We start from the raw sequence: 22,890 nt of genomic DNA, 5'->3' as shown, positions 1-22,890 counted from the left end.
GCGTCGCCGTCACGCACGACGCGGCCTGTCTGACCGGACCCACCGCCTACGAGCTGTTCGGCCCCCGAACTCGCCGCCGCCATCCTCACCGGGGACAAGCCGGTCGAGGTCACACCGGCCACCGACGCCCCGCCACCTGCCGACGATCGATGAGCCTGGGAGGGGGGGTGGTGCGTTGGTCTCCGGCCGTCTGCCGGCCGCCGATTGCTGCCCGGGGGTGCTGCCGGGCCGTGCCCCCACCGCTCTGTCCACGCCTCCAGCGCCCGGATGTGGGGCCGGTTGCTCAGCAGACCCCGCGGTGCAGGGCTCCCCAGAGGCCGTCCGGGAGGCTGATGCAAGGTCGGCCGCGGGCCCGGCTACGCCGTCACCGCCCGCGAAGCCGCCGCGCTGACCACCCTGAAGACCGCCTACCTCCTCGGCGTCGCCGTCACGCACGACGCGGCCTGTCTGACCGGACCCACCGCCTACGAGCTGTTCGGCCCCCGAACTCGCCGCCGCCATCCTCACCGGGGACAAGCCGGTCGAGGTCACACCGGCCGCCGACGTCCACGCGCCCGCCGCCACGCTGTGGACCTGTACCACCGGCGCCTGGCCCCTGGACTACCACGCCGCCGGGATCGGCCCGAAGGCGCTGACCGCCCACGAACGACGCGAACACATTGCCTCGGGGAACGTCCTCCTTGCCCCACCCCGGCCTTGGCCCGCTCTCCAAGAGGTTCTGGAGCCGGTGCTCCTTGCGGGTCCGGCCGCCCGACCGACCGCCGACGAACTTGCGAAGGCACTTGCCGCCCAGGGCGCTTCTTCCAGATCTTGGTTCGGGCGGCTTCGCGCCCTGCTGCCCGCGCTTCTACGGGTGGGCTGGACGAGGCCGAGGCGAGTGACCGGGCATGGAGGGACGAGGCCGGAGCACGTCCGACAGCCGAGCAGGACCGGGGTGCCCCGGCCCGGCTCGTCGAATGGGACGCGGACTCCGTCGAGGGTGAGCTGCACGGGCGTGCGGCAGATCTCCCGGTGCAGCCTGAGTACGGCGGCCTCCGCCGGCTCCACGGGGCACGGCCGGTGTCAGGCCCGGGTGGTGAGTCGTGCCAAGGCCGCGTCGTAGCGCGCCTGGACTTCCGCTGCCGGCGCGGCGCGAAGGAGGGCGCTGAGTGCCCGTACCACGCCGTCGTCGTACCCGGCGGCTTCCGCCTCGCGGGCGGCGAGGTCGAGCTGGGTGATCCCCTCGGTGCGGCGGCCGATTCCGAGTAGTGCTTCGCTCTTGATGATGAGCAGCAGGATGTGGGGGATGTCGGTGGTGCCGGGCCGGTAGTCGAAGTCCAGGGCGTGGTTGGCGGTGGTGAGGGCTTGGTGCCAGTGGCCGGCGTCGGCCTGGTGGCGGGCGAGGTGCTGGGTGGCGAGGCGTTCGATCCTGCGGTCGCCGATCTGACGGGCCAGGTCGACCGCGCCTTCGCAGCTCTTCGCGGCCTGGTCCAGCTGGCCGAGGGCGGCTTGGGTCTGGGCGAGGACGATCAGGACGTTGGCCTCGGCGAACGCGTCGCCGGCGCGGGCGGCGAGCGCGTAGGCGGCTCCCAGGTGGACGAGCGCCTCGGAGGTGCGGTCCTCCTCGGTGAGGACCCAGCCGAGCATGTTGAGTACCCGGGCCTCGCCGTGCTCGTCCGCGTCGGCCCGAGCGGCCACCAGGGCGGTCTGAAGGAGGGGGGCCCAGCCGTCCCGGACGCGCCACACGATGAGCGGCCACATGGTCATGACGATGCGCCAGGTCCTGTCGTACAGGCGGGCGGTGTCCGCGGCGGCGACCGCCTGGATGAGGTTGTCGCGCTCGGCGGTGAACCAGGCCACGGCGGCGGTCCGGTCGCCGAACTCCCGTACCGTGGCCGGCGGGAGGAAGTCGGCAGGGAGGGGGAAGCAGTCCTCGGATCCGGGCTCGGCCGCCGCGATGGCGGCGGTGGCGGTGGCGGTGTAGTGGTCGAGGACGCGCTTGAGGGTGTCGGGGTGGGCGTCCAGGCTGCGCGCGTAGAGCCGCACGAGGTCGTGCATCGTCCACCGGCCGGGCGCCGTCTCGTTCAGCAGGTGTGCGGCCGTCAGGTGTTCCAGGGCCGTCTCGGCGGTGGAGGGTTCGGTGCCGGCCAGGGCAGCGGCGGTGTACCGGTCGACCTGGCTGCCGGGGTGGCGGCCGAGGGCGGCGAACAGGGCGCGTGTATGTTCGGGGAGCTGGCGTAGCGTCAGGTGAAGGGCGGCGCGGACGCCGGTCTCCTCCAGGTCCAGCAGGCCAAGCCGCCGTGTCTCGTCGGCGAGTTCGTCCGCCATCGCGGTCAGTGACCAGTCGGGCCTCCCGGCGAGGCGGGCGGCCACAACGCGCAGGGCCAGGGGCAGGCCGCCGCACAACTCGGCCAGGTGCAGCGCGGCGGTCGGCTCGGCGTGCACCCGGTCAGCGCCGAGGATCTGGGTCAGGAGCGCGGTGGCGTCCTGGGGACCGAGGACATCGACGTCAACGGGGCGGGCGGCGTCGGTGACGATCAGTCCCCGCAAGCGGTGGCGGCTGGTGACGACGGTGACGCACCGGTCACCGCCCGGCAGGAGCGGGCGGACCTGGTCGGCGTCGCGGGCGTTGTCGAGGATGACCAGGAGCTGGCGGTCGGCGGCCAGCGAGCGGAACATCGCGGCAGCGGCGTTCTCCGACCCCGGTATCCGCTCGCTCTCCACGCCCAGTGCCAGCAGGAACTCGCGCAGCACGTCGATGGCGGCCGGCTCGCCGGTGCCGCTGAACCCGCGCAGGTCGGTGTAGAGGCGCCCGTCGGTGACTCCGGCAGGGTCGTGGTGGGCCCAGTGCAGGACGAGGGCGGTCTTGCCGACCCCGGCAGGCCCGACGACCAGGCACACGGGCGCTTCGCCCGCGCCGGCCCTGGTCAGGGCGGCCAGCTCCAGGGCCCGGCCGTGGAAGCCGCGCGGGGCGCGTGGCAGGAGGTCGGGTGCACTCACGTTCACTGTGCCCTGCGGTACGACAGCGGACGCCGCGATGGTGGCCGTGCGGGCGGTGCGGGGCCGGCCCGCGCTCGCGGCCTCCTCCAGCTCCCGGGCGTCGGCCGCATCAAGGCCGAGGGCCTTCGCCAGTGCCTGGACGGTGCGGCGCTGCGGCCCCCGGGAGCGGCCCTGCTCCAGGTTGGACAGCGTACGCACGCTCACCCCCGAGGCATGGGCCAGGTCCTCCTGGCTGAACCCGGCTCCTTGGCGCAGGGCCCGCAGGCGAGGGCCGAAGCCGTCGCCGGCAGATGCTGCGGTGCTCATGGTGCAGGCCAATCCCTTGTTCGACGCGGCCCTGCCCGAACGCCGAACCCACCGGAAGAAGTATGCGGTACGTACTTTTACCGGTGAAACTACCTGGTCCGCCCCGCCCTGGACCGGTTGGGTGGAGACCTGAGCAGGAGGACACCCGCAAGCCGCTCCGGGAGACCCCGCCCCGTCCGCGCCCGCGTCTCGCCGAGACGCACGGCCCGGCCCCGGGGCGGGAGCGCCGTCCTCCCGCCGATCCGTCCGTCCCCACGAGAACGCCCCTGCCCCGATGCACCGGCGGGCGTTCCCGTGGTCTCAGCCGCGCGCCCCACACCCGTGCGCAAGAGCCATCAGGAGAGAACCACCCGATGCACCTGCATCCGACATCCACCGTGCGCCGAACCGGAAGGCAGGTCGCGGTACTGCTGCTCGCCCTGGTGTCCGCGTGCAGCGTGCTGTTCGGGGCCGCCGCCCCCCAGGCCCACGCGGAGACCAACCGGCAGTGGACCGACATCGACTGGCACCTCAACGGCTACACCGCCTGGCGCCAGAGCCCGGAAGCGCGGGAAAATTACAACGACTACAACGCCATGGTGAACGCGCTGCGCAATGCTGCGGCACACCAGATGGAAGGCGTCAGCAACAGCCCGGGGTACATGGACACCCCGACCCGGACCAACACCCACCGCGTCGTCCGGGTCCTGGTCTGGACCGATGAGCCAGAAGGCTCAAGGGCCCACCTGGCGCTGTACTTCAACCTCGACAACCTCTACCTCATGGGCTTCTCCGCCAACAGGGTGCACTACCGCTTCAACGAGACCTGGACCGAGCACCTGCCGGCGGCCTACCGCGCTCGCGAGCCCTCCGATCCGCACCCCGAGTTCCACACGCTCCTGTCCGACGGCAGCTACGGCTCGCTGTCGGCCCCGGACAGCTGGCGGGCGAACCAGCGGTACACGTCGCTCACGATCGAGCAGCGGGCAAGGACCCTCATCAACGCCTCGCTGGGACAGCGCAACACCTCCGAAGTACGCCAGGCCCTCGCCTACCTCATCGGTGCCACGGCCGAGGCCGCCCGCTTCGGCTGGATCCAGAACCGCATCGCCCAGACCATCTTCTACGACGGCGACATCGCCGAGCCGGGCTCGCCGGCCCACATCGGCCCCTTCGGCACCGACCTTGAGACCAACTGGGGCGCCCTGTCCCGTATGGCGCACCGAACCGCAGCCCACCGCACCGACCCTGGTGTACAGATCGACGGGCGCTGGTTCCGCAACGTGGAGGACATCGGTATCCCCACCAACAGCCGCCCTCGCCTGACCCCCTTCCTTGCCCTCTACAACAGCGGACGCTGACCGCCACACTGCCTTGCAACCGGCCGGGCCCGGTCCACCACGGACCGGGCCCGCCCGGTTGCATGCGCTCCCGAGCCCCCCGGAACCAATCACCTTCATCCGGTCAGCGAGGCGCTCCGAAGGAAAGGACCTGGTGCTCTCACCGGGAAGGTTCGCAGGGTTGAGGATTCTGGACCCCTCGGTGTCGTCAGAGGGAGGCCTGATGATGTCCCCAGCCGGTCACGCCCTTGTCGTCGGTGATGCGCCCCCGGTCGTATTGCCGTGCGGCGAGTTGATGCGCGACGTGTGAGTTGCAGGGGGTTGGCGACAGGGCTTTCAGGGTGGGTTTCGCCTGGTGGGCGGGTTATGGGGGTGGGCTGCCACCGGTGTTCGGGGCCGTGCCTGGTTCCGTGCCGGCGGTCGAGGTGTTCGTGGGCCTGCGCGTCGCCTGTGGCGGCGAGGGCCGCCTGGTGGCATTGACGCTCTGATTCGGGTTCTGGTCCAAGTTGTGTGGTGCGGTTACGCACTGTTCCCTGGCGAGCGACGGTGAGATGATCGTTCTTCATCCGTCGATGAGGAGCTGGGCCCAGGATGAGTAGCTGGTTGCCAGAGGTGCGTGAGGTCCTGGAAGCCTCGGGGTGGTTCCCCGAGCGCGTCGTAGACACGAGCATCTGGCGGTCCGCATCCCAACGCGCCGGGCTTGCGTGGCACGACGCGGCGGAGGGCTTCCTGAAGGAGTTCGGCGGTCTGACCGTGCACATCAGCGGCCCAGGGATCAGTTGTGCGCGCACGCCGTTTGAGCTGGATCCCGAACTGGCCCAGGGTGAAGAGGACCGATTCGCCGAGTGGGGCGAGACCATCGGTCGCAGCCTCGTTCCCCTCGGTGAACTTGATCACGGCCGGTTCTTCCTGGCCATCGACGAGTCCGGTGAGATCTACCTCGTCGAGACGTGGGTTGCCAGCTTCGGACCGATGCCGCAGGCACTGGAGAACCTGGTCCTCGGCGTCGCTCCACTCACGATCGACGACGGATACCCACCTGCGAGACAAGCGCCCTGACGCACCGGTCACTCGTAGAGCAGAACCCGCTTGCGGAGCAGGTCGAAACCGACGCGGCCGAACATCTGGTGCTTGATGTCGGCGTACACACGAACGTCCCCAGCTTCGTGCGGATGAAAAGGGACAGTTGTTGATGCGGTGAAGTCTGTTGCTCGGCACTCTGCTGCTTGGTCGTTTCGGGTGGCGGAGGAGGCTGGCAATGGTCTTGGATCCGCAGCGTTGGCTGGAGCTTCGGAGGTTCCGGGGTCTGCTCGAGTCCGGGGCGATGAGCCTGTCGGAGATCTCCAGGGAGACGGGGCTGGATCGGAAGACGGTCCGCAAGTAGCTGTCGGCGCCTGGTCCAGCGACTCCTCCTCGCCGGTCGCCGAGCGGGCGGTCGCGGGCGAGGGTGATTGACGAGTTCGCACCGGTGATTGACTCGATGCTCCGGGCGGAGATCCTGATGAAGGCGGCGGTCATCCACGAGCGGGTGGCTGCGGCGCACGGGTTCACCGGGAACTACCAGCGCACCAAGCTCTACGTCCAGGAAGCGCGTCCCAGGATCACCGAGGAACTCGGGATCACGCCTAAGGAGCTGGCGGGGATGCACCGTCGGTTCGAGGTCATCCCCGGGGTGCCCGAGCTCAGGTGGACTGGGGTGACGAGGGCAGGACCCTCGCTCACATGGGCATCGCGAAGGTCCACTCGTTCCACATGACGCTGTCGTACTCTCGCGACCCGTTCTGCTGCTTCACCACCAGCCAGGACCTGCAGACCTTCTTCGACTGCCACCGCCGGTCCTTCGCTCACTTCGGCGGGGCTCCGGCCCACTACGACTTCGACATCGACGTCCTGGCCGCCTACCGGGCGACGAAATCCCAGGTCGTGCTGTATTCCACCGTCGCCCTCGCGGGCGGCAGCACGCTGCTGGCCGCCCATCCCCGAGCCGTCGGCCGCGGGGCTCGCGTCGTTGACGAGAAGCACTGGGACGGTTTGCCCACCGGGAAGGGGCGCCGGACCACGACCGGAGACGTCCCTCTCCAGCCTCGTCACGAGCGATCTGCGGGCCAGGAAGCCAGCCCGCTGCAGGCCCTGTTGAACCGGGCCGCCGCCCACTCAGGTCGAGGTTGGCTGCCGTCCGCTCTCGGTCTATGACGAGCTGACCGGCACCCGCCCCCCATTCACCACCCAACGAGCGACGAAGGAAACGTCTTGAGCGAGCTGACCGGCAGCCGCATCCGCACCACGGCCGGCAAGCTCGGCCTGCCACACCTCGCGGAGACCATCAACGAGTTCGCCCACCGGGCCGACGAAGCGATGATGGGCTACCTCGACTTCCTCGACCTGGTCCTCTCCGAGGAACTGGCCGTCCGTGACGACCGCCGCTTCCGCCAGGGCCTGCGGCTCTCCCGGCTACCCCATCACAAGACGCTCGACGAGTACGACTTTTCTTTCCAGCCCGATCTTGACCCGCGCAAGGTCAAGGACCTCGCGACGCTCTCGTTTGTCGAGGCCAAGGCGAACGCCGCTCTCCTGGGACCGCCCGGAGTGGGTAAGACGCATATCGCCGTCGCTCTCGCGGTCGCGGTCTGCCGGGCCGGCTACTCGGTCTACTTCACGAGCCTCGACGGCATGGTCCGCAACCTCAAAGCCGCCGAAGCCGCAGGGCGTCTGGCCAACAAGCTCGGCACCTACCTCCGGCCGGGCGTCCTTGTTGTGGACGAGGTGGGTTACGAGATCCTCGAACGCGGAGAAGCGAACCTGGTCTTCCAGGTCATCTCAAAGCGATACGAAAAGGGCTCGATCATCCTGACCTCAAACAAGACCTTCAGCGAATGGGGACAGGTGTTCGGCGACGAGGTCCTCGCCACCGCCATCCTCGACCGCCTCCTGCGCTACTGCGACGTGATCTCCATCAACGGACCCAGCTACCGCCTCAAGAACCGCCTCAAGGCCATCGAGCGGGACACAGATGTCGCCTGAACGGCCCGAAGTCGTCACCGCACGACCACGATGTCAGGAAGTGGCAGGTGCCAATCGCCCTGCATGCTGACGAGCAGGTCACGCGCGAGAGTCCGCACCTGGCACCATCCAGCGTCTGTCGCCAGCGCTTCCCTTGCCCAACGCCCGGCGTTTCCCCTCCCGCTCATTTCATGGAGGACCGAGTCGATCAGTCGCAGCTTGCCCATGGCGTCCTCATGCAGAGGCACTTCCTGCTCAAAGCCAGCCATCAGGCGCAAGGCGTCATCGAACTCCAAGGCCAGTTCGTCGGTCACGACCTGGTACTTGTCGATCCAGGCCAGCTGATCGGCCGAGTCCGCACCGAGAAGAGCGAGCGAATCGATCATGCGCTGCCAGCGGGCTGAAGCGCTCAAGGCCCCCATGCACACATCCTCGCACGGCCACGATCCGAGCCACCGAACTGGGGACGTTCATTCGTACCGTGCTTGGGCCCTCCGTTCGTACGCTGACAGCAGATGGGGGCTGCGACGTTCTCGCTACCACGGCGCCGCCAAAACGCACCTTCAGCATCAGTTCACAGCGGCAGCCATCAACCTCTCACGCATTGACGCCTGGATCACCGAGACACCGCGGGGCAGCAGCCGCACCTCCCACTTCCGGCGACTCCGGCCGCCAGCGAATCCCTTGACCATCGAGTGCCCTCCGGATATTTCAGACAGCATCTCCCCTTGGCACCCCACATTTCTCCTTGACCCATGCCGCCCTTGCCGGCGCACTCGTCAACGGTGCTGAACCGATAGCGGTGGATACTCCCGTGCCAGATCTCGTAACGGATCTACCGGGCAGGCAGTCCTGCAATGGCACGCCAGTAGTCCGCATCGTGCGGATCGGTCAGCCAGCCCGTCAGCCGTTTAGCACCGACGCAGAAGGCTTCGGGCAACGAAGTCTCTTCGCCGACCACGAGTCTGAGGGCGTTGACGTCATGGGTGGCGTGGTCGGTGTTGCACCAACAGGCCACGTTCACGGTTGCATCGACGGCGAGCCGGCACCGATCGGTCCACACCACTTGAAGCAGGAACTCCAACTGATCGCTCCCCTCCGCGTGCTCGATGACATCCAGCCCGAGGATGACCGGCGTTCCCAGCTGTGTGCCCGGGAAGACAGCGCGCTCCAGGGTCCACTCCCAATCCGCTGTGTCCCTTCCAACATGAGCCGCATCCACCGTGCCGGCCGCCTGATTCAAGCAGTCCACATCGACAGGCGACAGTCGAGGGAAGAGCCTGGTCAAGGGGACGCTTTCGAAGCTTGATGCCGATCCCGAATTTTCCTCAGAGCTACTCTTCGCCCCAGTTGATTCACGGAGTGAACCAACTGGGGAACGTGGGGAGCGAGCGCGGGCGTGACGTGGCTGCTCTTCGACGGGTGTCAGAGCTGTGGGGGATGATCGGGTCATGCTTCAAGCGAGAGACGAGCACGGTCGTCAGGTGAGGAATCCGGGGCCCACGGCCTTGAGTCGGATGGTGGCGAACCTCGGCCGGGGCAACGCCTTCGTGATCGTCGAGCGAGTCGACGATGAGGCGGCCGGTGATTGGTATGTGCAGGTGTGGCTGAGGGATGACAACACCTATCAGCTGGAATTCTGTGACGGGACGGCGGCAGAGCACTACCAGACCCGGACGATCTCCCAGGAAAAGGTGATCGTCGCCCTGGGTGGCTGGGCCAAGGGGCGCCCGGATTGGAAGGACGCCTTCATGTGGAACAACATCGGCGCCTCGTTCGGAAACGCCGGCTGACCCTGCCGCCGCCTGGAGCCGACAAGGTCAGTGACGTGCGAGGTCGCTCAGCTGCGGCGCATGGGGATGACGTCTGGACTTGCTGCGGGGATGGTGGGCAGCGCGGCCTCGGGGGTGGCGAGAAGCGCGACGATGGTGACGGGTTTGTCGCAGTGTGGGCAGTTGCGGATAGCTGTGGGCGTCAGGGGTGTGGGTGCCGGCGACTGCCGCTTGACCACGTCGGTTTCCGCTGGGTTGATGGCTTCGTCGCGTTCACGGCGTCGTCGCCTGGCTGCTTCGGCTTTGCAGCGGGGGGTGCAGTAGGTGTGGCGGGTTGCCTGGGGGTTGACCTGGAACTGAGTCCAGCAGATGGGGCAGGCCCGGAGTTCAACCAGCACGTCCGGTCACCCCTTTGCGGAGGTTGTCGGAGTGGGACTGGTGCGAGCGGAGGCGGTAGGACGGGCCATCGATGCCGACGACGGCGGCTCGGTGAAGCAGCCGATCGAGCATCGCGGCGGCAACGGTCGCGTCGCCGAAGGCGCCTGCCCAGTCGGCAATACCGACATTCAGGTGTGGGAAGGTCTCTGCCTCCGCGAGCACGGCCCGCCATCGTCCCGAGTGCGCCAGGGCACCGACGAGGAGATGCGCGTTGGCGCCGACGCCCCACTCCGCGGGCGGATCCGGTAGCTCGACCCAGTCGAACTGGATCTCCTCGCCCGGAGGATGCGCGATGATCGCCACGTCGCGGCCGCTTGACGCCCGGCAGGGTTCGCAGTGGGGTCGCGCTTTGTATCGCCGAAGGGCCCGGGTGAAGGTTGAGTAGCCGCCCGAATAGCCGAGTTCCACCACTTCGTCGAAGAGCGTCGAGGCCCACAAGTGGGGGTCGTCGCTGAGTCGTTGGCGGCAGTACTCCAAGAAGGGCATGAACGCGTCCGGCGACTGACGTCGATATCCGGAGACCCTCTCGCCATTCAGATACACGCGGATCGTCTTGCGGTCGTGCCCCAGGTGCCGGGCGATCGCCGAGATCGACCAGCCCTGGCGACGCAGTGCGTGAGCATCCACGTCTTCCTCCCAGGTGAGCATCCAGGGCCCTTCAACAGCCCGAACTCCGTGCTCACGCAGGCTCTCCAGAACACGCCGAGACCAGCTCGACACGCCGGGAAGATCACGCAATGGGTGGGGAGATCACCTGAGCAGGTTTGGCCATCTGAAGAGCGACACCTGGGGAGGTTCAAAGAGCGCCATCAGGGTCTGTGATCAGGAACACGCGAAGCGCCTTCAAAGGCGCGTCCGCACAGCGGGGGTGGATCAGGCGTTGTTCTTCCGGTGCTGCGCAGCAGTTCTCGCGAAGACTTCGGGGTTCTCGCGGTACTGGATGGAAGCGTCGACATTGGCGGGGGTGAGGATGTCGGGGTTGTTCATGAGATGGATCAGAGTCAGCAGAATCGTGCGGGAGTTCTGAGCGGGTGTCCAGGTATCCTCCGCTGCGCCCTCCTCGTGCTCGGTTGTCAGCACGGGGTGGCGCACGGTGCCGTCGGGGGAGACGTTGGGGTGCCACAGGGGCGGGGTGAACCGCACGCTCGGGGGCTGGATGGGGTAGTGAGCCGGCCACGTCAGGACGATGTGGAAGACGCCTCCCTCGTAGGGGCTGTTCTCAGGACCCTTCAGGGTCACCGTCCACTCGTCGTCTTGGACCCTGCGGAGGCTGGTGACGCCGATTTCGTGTCCGTTGTCGGTGAGTGCCTTGAACTCCTTGTCAAGGCGTGTCTTCGCGGAGGTGCTGAGCATTGCCTACTCCTGTCCGGTCAGCCGCTTCACAGAGGCCCGCGTTGGTGACAGCCTGTGTGACTCTATAAGCGGTGTGCTGCCTTGCCGGTCAGCGTGCGCATCGCTCGGCCATGCGCGGGAAGCGTGTGCGCATGTGGGTGGTCACGACGTCCGTGCCGTGGGGCAGGGGGAGGCGGTTCGTTCAGAGGTTCGTAATGACCCCTGTGAGACCGGAGCGCCCCGTGATCCTCGACGTCCTTCGCGAATTCTTGCGTGACTCCGCAGAAGCCATCATCACGTTTGTCAAGCAGGTTCTCGCCTAAAGGCTGTCCCGTAACTGCTGCTTGCCACAGGCGCTGAGATTTTCCCGTGCTGGGTTCCAGTGAGCGCGCGGACGTTGTCAGCGGGTGAGGGCAGACTGAGCCCTTTCAGAGTGCCCACTGATCGAGTGACCCAGGCCGAGTCAGGATGAGGACCCCAACGCACAAGGCTCCCGCGCCGTTGAGGAAGGTGTTCGAAGTCTCAACCCATCGGCACAGGAGCCCTGTTGGTTCCCCATCCTGCCGCACTCGACCTGCCTCCTGCTCTGGTCGAGTGGGTATCCATGCTCATCGTCACCCGCGAGGGTGACCGACGCTGCAAGCTGCCGCCCCACCAGCGTGCCCTCGTGGGCCTGGTCTACCTTCGCCGGCACGACACGCTCGCGCAGATCGCCGCCGGCTTCGGCATATCCGTCGGCACCGCCCACGCTTACGTCCAGGCCGTCGTCCAGCACCTGTCCGGCCGGGCGCCGGGCCTCCTGCGGGTCCTGCGCGAGGTCGTTCCGGATTACGTCCTGCTCGACGGGACGCTCGCCGAGTGCGACCGTGTCGGCGACAGCCGGGCGGACTTCTCCCAGAAGCACCGCCGTCACGGTGTGAACGTGCAGGTCATGGCCGATCCCGCGGGTAACCTGCTGTGGATCTCACCCGCCCTGCCCGGCCGCACGCACGACCTGACCGCCGCCCGCACCCACCGCATCATCCGGATCTGCGAACGCCAGGGCGTCCCCGTCCTCGCCGACCGTGCCTACATCGGGGCCGGGCCCTGGGTGACCACACCGATCAGACGGCTCCCGAACCGGCACCTCACCACGACCCAGCAGACGATCAACCGGGCCTTGTCAGCGGCGCGAGCACCGGTCGAACGAAGCGTCGCGCGGCTCAAGTCCTGGCGCATCTTCCGCAAAGCCCGCTACAGCCCCAACCGCATGACGGCCATCGCCGCAGCCGTCCTCACCCTGGAGCGTCAACGCTGAAAATGCTCACTGAACGCATGATCAGTTCCTCATCTACCGCAGACGATGCCTCCCGCCCTTCCCCTGTCTGGGTGGAGTCGATGGGCGGCCCTCTGATCGTCGTCCCCGTCTCCGCCCTGGCCTCCTGGGGCGGGTGCACGGAGAGTGGTGTCATGGCGGGAGACGCCACCACTCCAGATGACTACGACCGCGCCTGCGCGGTGGAAGATTTGGCCGGCGTGATCCCCGTTGGCGAGAATGGTTCTCAGGCACTGGTGCTGGCGGACGAACCGGCCACCAGCTGCTATCTGCCCGAGCTCCGAACCTTCCTGCGGTGGCTTGCCGCCGACTCCGAGGGTGAATTGAGTGCTGCGGCAGATGCTGCCCTCGCAGACCCCGCCACGGTGTGGGAGGAGTGCGGCACCTGGGTGTCGGACGGTCCGGCGGTGCTCATGGACTCCGCCGAAGCGGGTTCCGACCTGGGCATCGAGTACCCCGACGGCGGGATGCCCGCCGAGGCGGCAGTTCCGCTGCCCGCCGGCCGCTGGAGGGTCCGCGCCACGCACACCAAAGTGGGCGAGGAGAATTGGGTCGGCCTGGTCCGGCTCCTGCCCGTCGAGTCCTGAACGGACAGTGCTCCGGTCAGACGCGGTCACTCACAGCGCGCAAGGTTGTGCAGATGGGCGATGCCGAGCATCGCGTGGTGCACGCCATCGCCCCTGAGGCGGCAGTCGCGCAGGATCTTCCAAGTCTTCATGCGGGCGAAGACGTGCTCGACCCGGGCTCGGACCTGCTTGTGGGACCTGTTGTGGTCTTCTTTCCAAGCCGGGAGCTCGGTCTGGCCGCGCTCGCGACGGTGCGGGATGACCAGTCCAGTGCCGGGTAACCGCCGTCAGCGATCGTAAGGGGCCTGCCGACGGCGGCCTTGGCGCCGGACTCCTCCCACGCCTTGCAGTCGTTGCGGTTCCCGGCGAGCGGCCGACCCACCACGACGACCAGGCCAGTGTCGGCGTCGATGACGACCTGGTGGGTGGTGGAATAGCGGTAGTTCTTCGACCGCTCGGCGATGGTGTGGTCGAGGGTTGGGACCAGGGTGCCGTCCACGATGAGCACGGTGTCCTCGGCGAACCGCTGGCGTGGGTGAAGGGCGAGCAACGGCCCGAGGTGATCGATGATCCGGTCCGCCGCCGACTTGGACACCCCAAACAGCGGGGCGAGCTGCCGCATCGTGAGGTTCGTTCGCCAGTACGCCGCGACCAACAGGGCCCGGTCCTCCAGCTGAAGGCTCCATGGCCGGCCCTTGCGGACCGCGCCCGCACCCTGGCGCCGCAGAACCGTCACCAGCTTCCCGAAGGCGCGAGGGCTCAGCCCGGAGAACGGGGGTATCCAGGAAGAATCCGACGCCGTGATCACACCAGCCACATCAAGATCATTCCATGGGTGACTGGCGGCCTCGGCCCACCTCTCAGCTACCGCTCAGCGGAGACGCCCACGTGGGGTCGTGTCGGGATCTCCTCGTGAGGTGGGCCAGCAGGTGCTCCGCCGCAATGAAGACACCGTCTTGCGGCGCCCCGACTACGGTCAGGGCGGCGATAAGCCTTGCCGATGCTGATTCCGACACGTCCGGGTCGGTGAGGAGGGGAAGTAGCAGCAGGAAGCGGGTGGCCATGTCCTGGACCCCTTCGGCCGCAAGGGACGGGCTGTCAGCGATCCGGATCAGTTCCTGCCACGTCAGCCCGGCGCCCGAGAAGTCTCCGTCCCAGCTGGCGATCTGCTCAACGTAGCTTCTGCCTGGATGGGTGAGGAGGTAGTCGGTGCCGTAGTCGCCATCCAAGTTGCGGTAGATTACCACCGCTCCGGGGCCGTCTTCTGCCGGCACCCTGAACACTGGCCAGCGTCCAGGGTCGAAGAGGATCTCGGACAGCGCATCGGCATCGGCGCCGTCCTCACCGAACCACTCCGGAACGGGACGCTCGGCACACCCCCCGTCGCTACACGTCGCCAAGAGGTAGTTCGACCAGAAGCCCGGATGGTCCAGCAGTGACTCGCCCGGCACCAATGGTCCGCCGTCATATCCCTTGATCAGCACCCCTCGATCCTGTCAGTAGCCACTGACACGTTCCGATCCGGGATCGGCAACGGAGACGCCGCCCAGTTACGGGACAGCCCTTAGCCACTGAAGGCGCAGGGCGGTCCGCCGTGTGCCGCGGAGGTGAGCATCGTTGGCCGCGACCGGCGTGTCCGGAAGACTTGACCGGGTGCCGACCAAGATGTCCCTCACCTCCGGACGCCGGGTGTAACCGGCCGGAGCGGTAGGCCGCTGCAGCTCCTCGATCTGCTTGGTCACCACCTGCGGCTGCACCGCCTGGGCCGCACCTCCGTGCGCACGTACTTGCTCGGCCCGGGACGGCGGCTGCTGCGCTTGGCGATCGGGTCGCGCTCGCCGAGCCGTGGAGTGCCGGAATCGCGGTACGCCCACACGGAGGACGAGCCCCCCTAGCCAGGAGACCTGATCCCGGGGGCGCCCTCAGCGCCCCAGCGGTGCAAGGACCGAAGCGGCTCCGGACGGGCTGAGGCGCCAGGCCATGAGCTCTCCACGAAGGCCGGTGCTCTCCGGCCCGCTCGGCCTGGAGCCGCGCCACGCTGTCGGCGGGGAAGCGAGAAATCTGGTACAGCTGGGCTCTCAGGTGTAGAGACGGCTGTTGGAGCCGTCCTGGTCGCCGGCGCTGTCGTCGTTGATCTATTCAGCGATGCTGACCGGGATGCAGACGCAGGCGGACACCGTCGGCTGGATCACCTTGGACGTGAGCCTCGCCTCCACGATCTGCCGAGCGCAGGGCTGCGGGCGTGGTGCCGTACCAGCGGTGAACTGCACGGCGCAAGGCGCGGGCGTCGGCGTATCCGCTCCGGGCGGCTATGGCGTCGATACCGAGGTCGGTTTTGTGGAGCAGCGTGGTGATGTGAGCACGGCGTATGGCTTCAATCTCGTGGCTCCAAGTGGTGCCGTGTTCGTCGAGGCGACGCTGGAGGGTTCGCGTGCTGAGGGCCATGCGTCGCGCGACCGTGGCCAGCGTCGGTGTGGCCTCGTCGTGGGCGGAGGCGAGTGCGGTGCGGAAGAGGTCCAGCCAGTTGTGCAGCGGGACGGCGGCGGCGAGTGTCTGCTCCGCGTGTCTTCGTAGCACGGCCGACAGACCCGGCTGGGCGTGTGGCGCCGGGGCTGCCAAGTCGCGGGCAAGAAAAGTGATCGAGCTGTCCGGGGCTTCGAAGCCGACGTTCCGGCTGCCGTAGAGCCTGGCCAGGTTGTCGTGCCGACGTGGTGCCTTGGCCGCCAGGGTGACTTGCTGGGGGACAAGTTGGCGCTGGGCAGCTTCACCGAGGCGCCGTATGTATAGGCCTAGGGCGTAGGCGCGGATGGCGCAGGCGGCCTCGTAGGTCAGGTCTGCCTGGTTGACGTGGCTGATCGTGACCTGGTCGCCGTGCTCGGTAATCCGGATGCTGTCCGTGGCGCTGTCGGCGACGACGACGAAGTAGGCAAAAGCGTCACGGATCCCTTCGAGCGGGGTGGGCGCGGAGGTGATCAGATAGTCCCAGACCCCGAGGGCGCCGATGGATGACTGCTGTGCCAGCACCACGGCAAGGTCGGTCCACGGTGTCTGAACAGTGCTCAGTTCCGCGATGCGAATGGCCGTGGCCGCGGGGGTTCGGCACAGCTCGTCGTCAAGGTGCTCGGGTGCCGCCCCCAGGAGGCGCGCGTATCCGTGTGCCGGTACGCCCAACTGCCGAGCGGCATTGACGTTCAAACGGGTCAGTGCGGAGGAGGTCGTTCCATGATGTGCGTGATGTACCACAGGGGCTGAGCATAGTCCAGCGCAAACTACCGGCCCATCGCCGGTGCTCAACATCTGGAGTTCCCGTTCTGGCGCAGAGGGTTTCCCGTGGCGCGTAGGGTCCCCTGGCTGGCGTGTGCAGTCCTGTTTCAAGATCTTCTTCCGGCTATAGCGTGGTGCCGTTCCCGCAAGGCGTGGGTGACCGCAGCAAAAGGAACGCAGCCGCAGGAGGGTGGGGACCCCACGTGTGCGGCTGCCGTGAGCTGGACGTGAGCCGTAACTCGCCCGGGATCCCGCACTGCCCGCGGATGCTTCCCCACTCCACAGCTGAGTGGTCGAGCCGAGTGCCCACAGCCGGTGTCGACACGGAAGTCAGTCCGCCAACTGACCTGAGACAAAACGCCCTTCTCCAGGAGATTTGATTGTCCATCAAGACGAATACCGTCCGCGCTACGGGCACCCTCGTGGCACTTTCCATCGCGGTGACCCTCTTCGCTGCCGGCCCCGCCGGCGCTGGCGGCCTGCGAGCTGGTTCCCTCGGTAGCGCTGCCGCCCCCAGCGCCACCACAGACGTCGAGCGCCCCCAGGGCCAGCCTGGCCCCCTTATGGCTGAGGGCGCCAAGGAGACATTCTCCGCGGCCGCGACAGCGGAGAGCGGCGGCCCGATCAGCCGCAGCACCGTCATCGCCCGGGCCAGAACCTGGGTCGACGCCCAGGTCCCGTACAGCCAGAGCGACTACCGCGACGGCTACCGCACCGACTGCTCCGGCCTGGTGTCCATGGCCTGGAACCTCGGGACCAACGCCTGGACCGGCAACCTCGACACCTACGCGGACCGCATATCGAAGAACGAGCTCCGCAAGGGCGACATGCTGCTCTTCCACAACGCCTCGAACCCGGTCAGCGGTTCACACGTCGTCCTGTTCGAAGCCTGGACCGACTCCTCGATGACCTCGTACATCGGCATCGAGCAGACCCCGCCGAACGCCGTGCGCCGCGTCATCCCCTACGCGTACTTCAAGAACTCCAGCTCCTACATCCCGTACCGCTACAAGAACATCGTTGAGGACGCGGCCCCGGCGACTGCGGGTGTGTATCGGCCGGATGAGTCAGTGTTCTACGTGTCGGACAAGAGCGGAAACCTTTCCGGATACGCGGCCTTCGGCGCCCAGGGCGACGTCCCGCTGACCGGCGACTGGAACAAGGACGGCAAGGACACCTTCGGCGTCTACCGCCCCCAAACCCACACCTTCCTGCTCACCGACAACAACAGCACCGTCACCATGGAAAGCACCTTCGGCGACGCAGGAGACGTTCCCCTCGTCGGCGACTGGGACGGCGATGGCACCGACACCCTCGGCGTCTACCGCCCCACCAACCAGACCTTCTACCTCAGTGACTCCAACACCAGCGCCAACGTCAACCACCAGACCACCTTCGGCAACCCCGGCGACACACCCATCAAGGGCGACTGGAACGGCGACGGCACCGACAAGATCGGCGTCTACCGCCCGGCCGAATCCGACTTCTACGGCGCCGCAAAAGACTCCACCACCGTCATCTACAACGCCCGCTTCGGCAACCCCGGCGACACCCCCACCACCGGCCAGTGGTAGAGGGTCCAACTCAAGGCCCCGCCCATCGCGCATGCCAGACATTGGAACAGGCGGTCCGGCTGCGCGGTACGAGGACGGGGCCCTCGGCCGGCCATTGCGAGTCGTAGATCAGCGTCACGGGCACGTCATGGTCATGGGGCGGCCTTCGGCTCGACCTCCTGGGGCGTAACCCAGGAGGTCGAGCGGTGCCCCCCGGGGCTGCTCTATCGCGTCAAGCGGTTCGGAGGAGATCGTCTGGGTTCGATCGATCTGAGCGTTCGAGGATCTTTGTGAGTTGGGGGTGTGGTGGCGGGGCTTGGGCGTCATCAGTGGCTGACAGGTTTCGGGCCTGATGGAGCGTGGTTTCCCGTTCCCTGATGGCTGTCATGGGTTGACCAGGGGGCTGCCATTGGCCGATAGCACGTGGATGGTGTGGCTGTCACAGGGTTGAAAAGTTCCTGTGTTCGGGGTGGCTTGCTTGGACTGTGCTGGTGGGTATGGCTGCTCGGTCGGGTCGCGGTGTACGTGGTGAGGCAGGGGCTTCGGTTGCGGGGTCTGGTGCGGGTCGGGGTGTGGTGTTTCGGCGTCTGCTCGCGGTGGAGGAGTCGGGGGTTGTGTCGCGGCTGCATGTGAAGGTCGCGGCGGAGCTTGCCGGGGTGTCGGAGCGGACGGTGTGGCGTTGGCTCGCTGAGGGGCGGGCGGGGCGGATGGAGGCGAGGCCGCGCGGGGACGGGTTCGCGTTGAGTGATGCGTTGTGGGCGGTCCTCGCGGAAGAGGGCGGGAACGTCTCCGGCTTGCATCGGCGGATAGAGCGGGCACACGCCGATGGTGGGCTGGAGGAGTGGGGTGTCGGGTGCGTCCCGTCTCTCTCGACGCTCCAGCGCGTGGTGCTCCGTGATCTGCGGGCGGGGCGGGTGCTGGAGGTGGCGAGGCCTTCCCGGAACCGGGTCGAGGTCAGCCGGTATGAGCGGGTTCTGGCCGACCTGAAGCTGCAGCGGGCGGGTGAGGGTCTGCCGGTGGTGGACGCGGTTTCGGAAGTCCCAGCTGTTGCCGAGCCGGACGAGGGGAACACCGGGCCGTCGCGGGGTGGGGTGCGGTTGTTTGTGCCGGGTGCGCGTGTGGTGTCGACTGCCTCGGTGGCTGCGGTCGTGGAGGTGGTGGGGCACACGGTGGCGGTGCAGCAGTCGCTGCATCTGCTGCCTGATCGGGTGCCTGTATGGCGGGCGGTGGTCGGCGTGAAGCCGGGCCTGCCGCAGATGCGCGCTTCGCTGCTGGACGCGCTCGGGCTGGCGGCGGGTTCTCTCTCGCACCGGGCGCAGTCGGCGGACCGCGCCCTCGGAGAGGCGCTGCGCAGGCCTGGGGTGCTGTTCCTCGATGACGTACAGCGCCTGTCCCCGCCGCTGCTGGACTACCTGCGTCTGCTGTGGGACGAGCCGGGTACGGCTGCCGCCCTGCTGTTGTGTGGGGCGGGTGCGGAGCGGGTGATCGCGCGGGCGCCTGCGTTGCGGTCGCGGGTGCTGACCTGGCACCAGGTTCCCGGCCTGGACCAGGAGCGGCTCGCAGAGACGCTGGCGATGTTCCATGACGTGTGGGAGGGCGTCGAGCCGGCGGACGTGGGATGGGCGGATGCGACGGTTGCGCGGGGCAATTTCCGTACCTGGGCGAAGATCACCTCCCATGTCTACGCCCTGTCCAAGCGAGGCAGGGACGTACGCGTGGACCGTGCGTTGATCGAGCAGGCCTGCGCCCGGCTTGGCCCCTACCCGTAACGGCCGACGGCACAGGATCGAAAAGGGAGACCAACAGCGGGCGGCAGGGAGCGGTTCCATGATCAGTTCATCCGAGGCGGGAGCGTCGGCACCGCTGGACGTGCCAGAGCCGGTGCCTGAGCTCCAGGGTCCGGCGCTCGCCGCGTTGCGCGGTCCTGTGGTTCAGCGGCTGCTGCGGCTGCGGGCCCAGAGGCGGCTTTCACGGGGGCACGTGCGCCTTGCGGGGGAGTGTCTGGGGGTGTCGGAGCGGACGGTGTGGCGGTGGCTCGCGCAGGCTGACGCCGAGCCCTGTATGGCGGCCCGTCCGGGGGCGAGCACGGTGGACCGGTTCGAGGTGACGTCGCAGGTGCGGGTGCTCCTGGCGTACTGGCGGGGTAACGCCTCGGTGGTGCACCGGCAGCTGGTGGTCCGCGCCCGTGCCGCAGCCGGTGATCTGGTCACCGCGGTGCCGGGCGGGGCGCCGATGGAGGCGGTTCCCTTGCTCGATCCGGTGCCGTCGTTGTCGACGTTCCTGCGCGCGGTGCGCCGTGACCTGACCGCGGGTGAACGCGCGGGTCTGGCCCGGGGTCCGGAGGCGGCCCGGGCTCACGATGTGTTCGGGCGCAGGCCGAGGCTGTGGCGGAACCACACCTGGGAGTCCGACCACGTCCAGGCGCCGCTTGTGGTCGACGCGGACGGGGAGCTGGTGCGCCCGTGGGTGACGTGGTTCATCGATGTCGCGACGAAGGCCATCACGGGCACCGCAGTCACCCCCGGCCATCCCTCAAGGGCCTCGATCCTTGCGGCTCTGCGCGCCGCCGTGCTCCGCACAGGCCCGTACGGGCCCGCGGGGGCATTCCTGAGCACGTACGCGTCGACCGTGGCCGGGACTTCCTGTCGAAGACCGTCCTGGGCGCCTTCACTGACCTGGACACCAAGCGCGAGGATCTGCCTGCCTATAGCCCCATCTGAAGGGGACGGTGGAGAACCTCAACCGGTGCGTGGACCGCGTGCTCTTCGCGGTCCTGCCCGGCTACACCCTCACCCCCAGGCCCCGGCCTGCCAAGAAGAAGCCTGACCCTGATGAGCCGGTTCCGCTGACGTTCGCCGAGTTCACCGCCGAGGTCCTCGACTGGGCGCGGTGGTGGAACACCGAGCACCGCCCAGCCGGCCTGAACGGCCGGACTCCCCTGGAGGCCTGGCAGGCTGACCCCACACCCGTCTCGGACGTCCCCGAGGCTGCTTTGTGGGGGCTGATGCTGGAGGACGACGGCCGGGTGCGGAAGCTGAGCAGCCACGGGGTGCGCTGGCGCGGCCGGGACTACCTCGGTGCGTGGATGGCCGGCCAGGCAGGCCGCCACGTCAGGATCCGGCACATGCCCCACCACCACCATGAGATCGAGGTCTGCGACCCAGTCGGCCGCCACCTGGGCACCGCCCACCTCGCCGACGCCGCCACGCCCGAGCAGCTCGACGAGCTGCGCCGAACCCGCACCGTGCGGGCCCGCCGCCTGCGCGAGGAAGCCAAAAAGGCGGAGGCCTTGCGCCGACAGCGCTTCGCCCCAGCCACCGCGCCCACGCCCGCGCAGCGCCTGGGCGCTGTCACGGCAGCCGAAGCCGACCAGGAACTCATGACGTCCGCTGGCAGCGACATGGCCGCGTTGGCCCTGCCGGACCTCATCCCGCCCGCCCCGCCGCCCGACGACTGGAACACCCCAGCCTCCCTGCGCTCCGCCGCCCGAGAAGAGAAGCGATGACGAGCCAGCTGCCGCCGCGGGAGACCGATCACCACACCCAGCTCGCGGACGCGGCGGTCGTCACGACCCGCGCGCTCCTGGCGGCCCGGGAGAACATCGCGGACACGATCGAGGCCAGGGCGATGATGTGCCTCCATGGTCCGGCTGGCGTCGGCAAGACGCTCGCCGTGAACGTCTGCCTGCGCGACCGGGAGCGGACGCGTGGCGAGGAGGTCTGCCGGATCGCCTTCCGCGCCCGTCCCACCGCCCGCGCGGTGCGCCACGAACTCTTCGCCGCGCTCGGTCTGCCGGGCGAACCTCCGCGTCACCCTTCCGAGTTCGACCGGCTGATCCTGGACTCGCTGGCTGCGCAGCCGCGTACGCTGGTCGTGGACGAAGCTCAGTGGCTCAATCGAGAGACGTTCGAATATTTCCGGTACGTCTGGGACCACCCGTACTCGCAGGTCGCGATCGTTTTCGCCGGCGGCGAGGGGGCGCACACGGTGTTGCGGAAGGAGCCGATGCTCTCCTCACGCATCTTCATCTGGCAGCACCTCACCAAGCTCACACTGGAGGAAGTTCAGCAGGTCATCCCGCTCTACCACCCCGTCTGGGCACAGACCGATCCCGCGGACATCGCCTTCGCCGACCGCCACGCGGCACACGGCAACTTCCGGAACTGGGCCAGACTCTCTGCCCACACCCTGACCGCACTCGAACGGACAGGCCGCGACCACCCTGACCAAGAAGTGCTCCGCTGGGCCTTCAGCAAGCTGGGCAGCTGACATCCCCACGCAGTCCCACGATCGCGACAGCAGGGTGATCGGCGAGGTAGCGGTGCAACCCACTGGTTCCAAAGTTCATCCTGAACGAGAAATGAAGCACCGGCTGGCTCGGGTAGGTTGTCCGTATGGCTGATCCTTCCGACTACGAGAAGGCCATGCCCCGGGTTCAGGAACACGTGGCGCGGTTCGAGAAGGCTCTGACCGAGATCCGTGCGACGCATGCTGGCAGACCGGCGCCGGAGGTGAAGGAAGCCCTCCTGGCCGCTGGTGAGAGGTATTGCGTGCGCATCGCCAACGAGGTCGCGCAGGACGCGGCCGAACGCATCGCTGACGGCACGTTGTAGACAACCAGACCCAGATACAGCCTTCAGACAGGAACCCAGCGCAGCACCGGGTTGCCGTCGCCAGCTGCCCGCGGAGCGGGCTTGTCCTGGAGGCGAAGCCGGAAGGGCCAGGTGGGGGAGCGAAGCGGACGCACCCAACAGGCCGGAGGCCTGAACCTCGTGAAACGAGGTCACCTCCCGCGCGAAGCACGGGAGGTCCAGGCCTGGCGAAGCCAGGCCGCTCGGGTGAAGCGAAGCGGAACCCCATCAGTCCGAAGCGAAGCGGAGGACCCCGGCCCGAAGGGCCGGCCCTGGCTCGGCGAAGCCGAGCCCCGCCGAGCGGAGCGAGGCGCTTCGCTGCTCCGGAGCGAAGCGGAGGAGCAGGCGCCGAAGGCGCCCCGGCCGAGCGCAGCGAGGCCGGTCTCTCCTGAGCGCGCAGCGCTCAGGTACCCGC

Annotated in this window: 18 protein-coding genes and 4 pseudogenes; 13 read left to right on the top strand and 9 right to left on the bottom strand. The window is 68.2% G+C overall.

Annotated features, from left to right (window positions below):
* Positions 1–1,062: 1,062 nt before the first annotated feature.
* The gene (locus EF918_RS15580; RefSeq protein WP_125645993.1) at positions 1,063–3,285 is read right to left on the bottom strand and encodes an XRE family transcriptional regulator; all 2,223 of its coding nucleotides are present in this window, start codon (positions 3,283–3,285) and stop codon (positions 1,063–1,065) included.
* 353 nt (positions 3,286–3,638) lie between these two features.
* Here EF918_RS15580 and EF918_RS15575 point away from each other — a divergent pair, with 353 nt between their 5' ends.
* From EF918_RS15575 to istB, 4 genes and pseudogenes are all read left to right on the top strand, one after another.
* Complete coding sequence (locus EF918_RS15575) at positions 3,639–4,625, top strand: ribosome-inactivating family protein (protein WP_125645991.1); 987 nt, start codon at positions 3,639–3,641, stop codon at positions 4,623–4,625.
* A gap of 570 nt (positions 4,626–5,195) precedes the next feature.
* Complete coding sequence (locus tag EF918_RS15570) at positions 5,196–5,663, top strand: SUKH-3 domain-containing protein (protein ID WP_125645989.1); 468 nt, start codon at positions 5,196–5,198, stop codon at positions 5,661–5,663.
* 421 nt (positions 5,664–6,084) lie between these two features.
* Positions 6,085–6,858: pseudogene (locus EF918_RS15565) on the top strand (hypothetical protein).
* A complete protein-coding gene (istB, locus tag EF918_RS15560) occupies positions 6,855–7,625 on the top strand; it encodes an IS21-like element helper ATPase IstB (RefSeq protein WP_125645987.1) in 771 nt (256 codons plus the stop codon). The pseudogene EF918_RS15565 and the gene istB overlap by 4 nt, the downstream one beginning before the upstream one ends.
* 14 nt (positions 7,626–7,639) lie before the next feature.
* On the opposite strand, the gene EF918_RS15555 is transcribed toward istB, so the two are convergent.
* The gene (locus EF918_RS15555) at positions 7,640–8,026 is read right to left on the bottom strand and encodes a hypothetical protein (RefSeq protein WP_260610236.1); all 387 of its coding nucleotides are present in this window, start codon (positions 8,024–8,026) and stop codon (positions 7,640–7,642) included.
* 91 nt (positions 8,027–8,117) lie between these two features.
* Between EF918_RS15555 and EF918_RS36970 the strand changes: the two are divergent.
* A pseudogene (locus tag EF918_RS36970) lies at positions 8,118–8,261 on the top strand (transposase); the annotation flags it as partial.
* A gap of 178 nt (positions 8,262–8,439) precedes the next feature.
* Here the strand turns inward: EF918_RS36970 and EF918_RS15545 are convergent.
* On the bottom strand, positions 8,440–8,856 hold the full coding sequence (locus EF918_RS15545; RefSeq protein WP_260610238.1) for a hypothetical protein: 417 nt from the start codon (positions 8,854–8,856) through the stop codon (positions 8,440–8,442).
* Between the two features lie 265 nt (positions 8,857–9,121).
* Here EF918_RS15545 and EF918_RS15540 point away from each other — a divergent pair, with 265 nt between their 5' ends.
* On the top strand, positions 9,122–9,397 hold the full coding sequence (locus EF918_RS15540) for a hypothetical protein (RefSeq protein WP_125645981.1): 276 nt from the start codon (positions 9,122–9,124) through the stop codon (positions 9,395–9,397).
* Between the two features lie 47 nt (positions 9,398–9,444).
* Here EF918_RS15540 and EF918_RS15535 read toward each other — a convergent pair whose 3' ends face one another.
* From EF918_RS15535 to EF918_RS15525, 3 genes are all read right to left on the bottom strand, one after another.
* Entirely contained in the window at positions 9,445–9,774 is a 330-nt protein-coding gene (locus tag EF918_RS15535) for a hypothetical protein (RefSeq protein WP_125645979.1), read from the bottom strand.
* Positions 9,764–10,462, bottom strand: coding sequence for an ATP-binding protein (locus tag EF918_RS39060; RefSeq protein WP_125645977.1), 699 nt, complete (start codon positions 10,460–10,462; stop codon positions 9,764–9,766). Before EF918_RS39060 ends, EF918_RS15535 begins: the two co-directional genes overlap by 11 nt.
* A 225-nt stretch (positions 10,463–10,687) precedes the next feature.
* Positions 10,688–11,167, bottom strand: coding sequence for a ubiquitin-conjugating enzyme family protein (locus EF918_RS15525; protein WP_125645975.1), 480 nt, complete (start codon positions 11,165–11,167; stop codon positions 10,688–10,690).
* Positions 11,168–11,693: 526 nt separating this feature from the next.
* Here EF918_RS15525 and EF918_RS15520 point away from each other — a divergent pair.
* Both EF918_RS15520 and EF918_RS15515 read left to right on the top strand, forming a co-directional pair.
* Positions 11,694–12,443 carry a transposase family protein gene (locus tag EF918_RS15520; RefSeq protein WP_125645973.1) on the top strand — a complete coding sequence of 250 codons (750 nt, stop codon included), beginning with the start codon at positions 11,694–11,696 and terminating at the stop codon, positions 12,441–12,443.
* A gap of 17 nt (positions 12,444–12,460) precedes the next feature.
* Entirely contained in the window at positions 12,461–13,048 is a 588-nt protein-coding gene (locus EF918_RS15515) for an Imm21 family immunity protein (protein ID WP_125645995.1), read from the top strand.
* Positions 13,049–13,074: 26 nt separating this feature from the next.
* Here the strand turns inward: EF918_RS15515 and EF918_RS15510 are convergent.
* The 3 genes and pseudogenes from EF918_RS15510 to EF918_RS15500 form a co-directional block, all read right to left on the bottom strand.
* A pseudogene (locus EF918_RS15510) lies at positions 13,075–13,844 on the bottom strand (transposase).
* 43 nt (positions 13,845–13,887) lie between these two features.
* Positions 13,888–14,511 carry a hypothetical protein gene (locus EF918_RS15505; protein ID WP_125645971.1) on the bottom strand — a complete coding sequence of 208 codons (624 nt, stop codon included), beginning with the start codon at positions 14,509–14,511 and terminating at the stop codon, positions 13,888–13,890.
* A 655-nt stretch (positions 14,512–15,166) separates the two neighbouring features.
* Positions 15,167–16,222: an AraC family transcriptional regulator gene (locus EF918_RS15500; protein WP_185921756.1), complete on the bottom strand. Its 1,056-nt coding sequence runs from the start codon at positions 16,220–16,222 to the stop codon at positions 15,167–15,169.
* A 632-nt stretch (positions 16,223–16,854) separates the two neighbouring features.
* Between EF918_RS15500 and EF918_RS15495 the strand changes: the two genes are divergently transcribed.
* The 5 genes and pseudogenes from EF918_RS15495 to EF918_RS15475 all read left to right on the top strand — a co-directional run bounded on the left by EF918_RS15495 (position 16,855) and on the right by EF918_RS15475 (position 22,457).
* A complete protein-coding gene (locus tag EF918_RS15495) occupies positions 16,855–17,865 on the top strand; it encodes a hypothetical protein (RefSeq protein ID WP_125645967.1) in 1,011 nt (336 codons plus the stop codon).
* A 593-nt stretch (positions 17,866–18,458) separates the two neighbouring features.
* The gene (locus tag EF918_RS15490; protein ID WP_125645965.1) at positions 18,459–19,613 is read left to right on the top strand and encodes an ATP-binding protein; all 1,155 of its coding nucleotides are present in this window, start codon (positions 18,459–18,461) and stop codon (positions 19,611–19,613) included.
* Positions 19,614–19,770: 157 nt separating this feature from the next.
* Positions 19,771–21,349: pseudogene (locus EF918_RS15485) on the top strand (Mu transposase C-terminal domain-containing protein).
* Positions 21,346–22,113 (top strand): ATP-binding protein, encoded by a 768-nt coding sequence (locus EF918_RS15480; protein WP_125645963.1) that lies wholly within the window; start codon positions 21,346–21,348, stop codon positions 22,111–22,113. Before EF918_RS15485 ends, EF918_RS15480 begins: the two are co-directional and overlap by 4 nt.
* A 125-nt stretch (positions 22,114–22,238) precedes the next feature.
* Positions 22,239–22,457: a hypothetical protein gene (locus EF918_RS15475; RefSeq protein WP_125645961.1), complete on the top strand. Its 219-nt coding sequence runs from the start codon at positions 22,239–22,241 to the stop codon at positions 22,455–22,457.
* Positions 22,458–22,890 lie beyond the last annotated feature (433 nt).

The sequence above is a fragment of the Streptomyces sp. WAC06614 genome, from assembly GCF_003949795.1.
Taxonomy (GTDB): domain Bacteria; phylum Actinomycetota; class Actinomycetes; order Streptomycetales; family Streptomycetaceae; genus Streptomyces.
Note: the sequence above shows the minus strand (reverse complement) of the source record. Positions and strands in the feature narration are given on the sequence as shown.

Bases quoted from the DNA above. Each gene is read 5' to 3' on its own strand.
- EF918_RS15580 (WP_125645993.1), bottom strand. From the start codon at position 3,285: ATGAGCACCGCAGCATCTGCCGGCGACGGCTTCGGCCCTCGCCTGCGG.
- EF918_RS15575 (WP_125645991.1), top strand. From the start codon at position 3,639: ATGCACCTGCATCCGACATCCACCGTGCGCCGAACCGGAAGGCAGGTC.
- EF918_RS15570 (WP_125645989.1), top strand. From the start codon at position 5,196: ATGAGTAGCTGGTTGCCAGAGGTGCGTGAGGTCCTGGAAGCCTCGGGG.
- EF918_RS15555 (WP_260610236.1), bottom strand. From the start codon at position 8,026: ATGGGGGCCTTGAGCGCTTCAGCCCGCTGGCAGCGCATGATCGATTCG.
- EF918_RS15540 (WP_125645981.1), top strand. From the start codon at position 9,122: ATGGTGGCGAACCTCGGCCGGGGCAACGCCTTCGTGATCGTCGAGCGA.
- EF918_RS39060 (WP_125645977.1), bottom strand. From the start codon at position 10,462: ATGCTCACCTGGGAGGAAGACGTGGATGCTCACGCACTGCGTCGCCAG.
- EF918_RS15525 (WP_125645975.1), bottom strand. From the start codon at position 11,167: ATGCTCAGCACCTCCGCGAAGACACGCCTTGACAAGGAGTTCAAGGCA.
- EF918_RS15515 (WP_125645995.1), top strand. From the start codon at position 12,461: ATGATCAGTTCCTCATCTACCGCAGACGATGCCTCCCGCCCTTCCCCT.
- EF918_RS15495 (WP_125645967.1), top strand. From the start codon at position 16,855: ATGGCTGAGGGCGCCAAGGAGACATTCTCCGCGGCCGCGACAGCGGAG.
- EF918_RS15480 (WP_125645963.1), top strand. From the start codon at position 21,346: ATGACGAGCCAGCTGCCGCCGCGGGAGACCGATCACCACACCCAGCTC.
- EF918_RS15475 (WP_125645961.1), top strand. From the start codon at position 22,239: ATGGCTGATCCTTCCGACTACGAGAAGGCCATGCCCCGGGTTCAGGAA.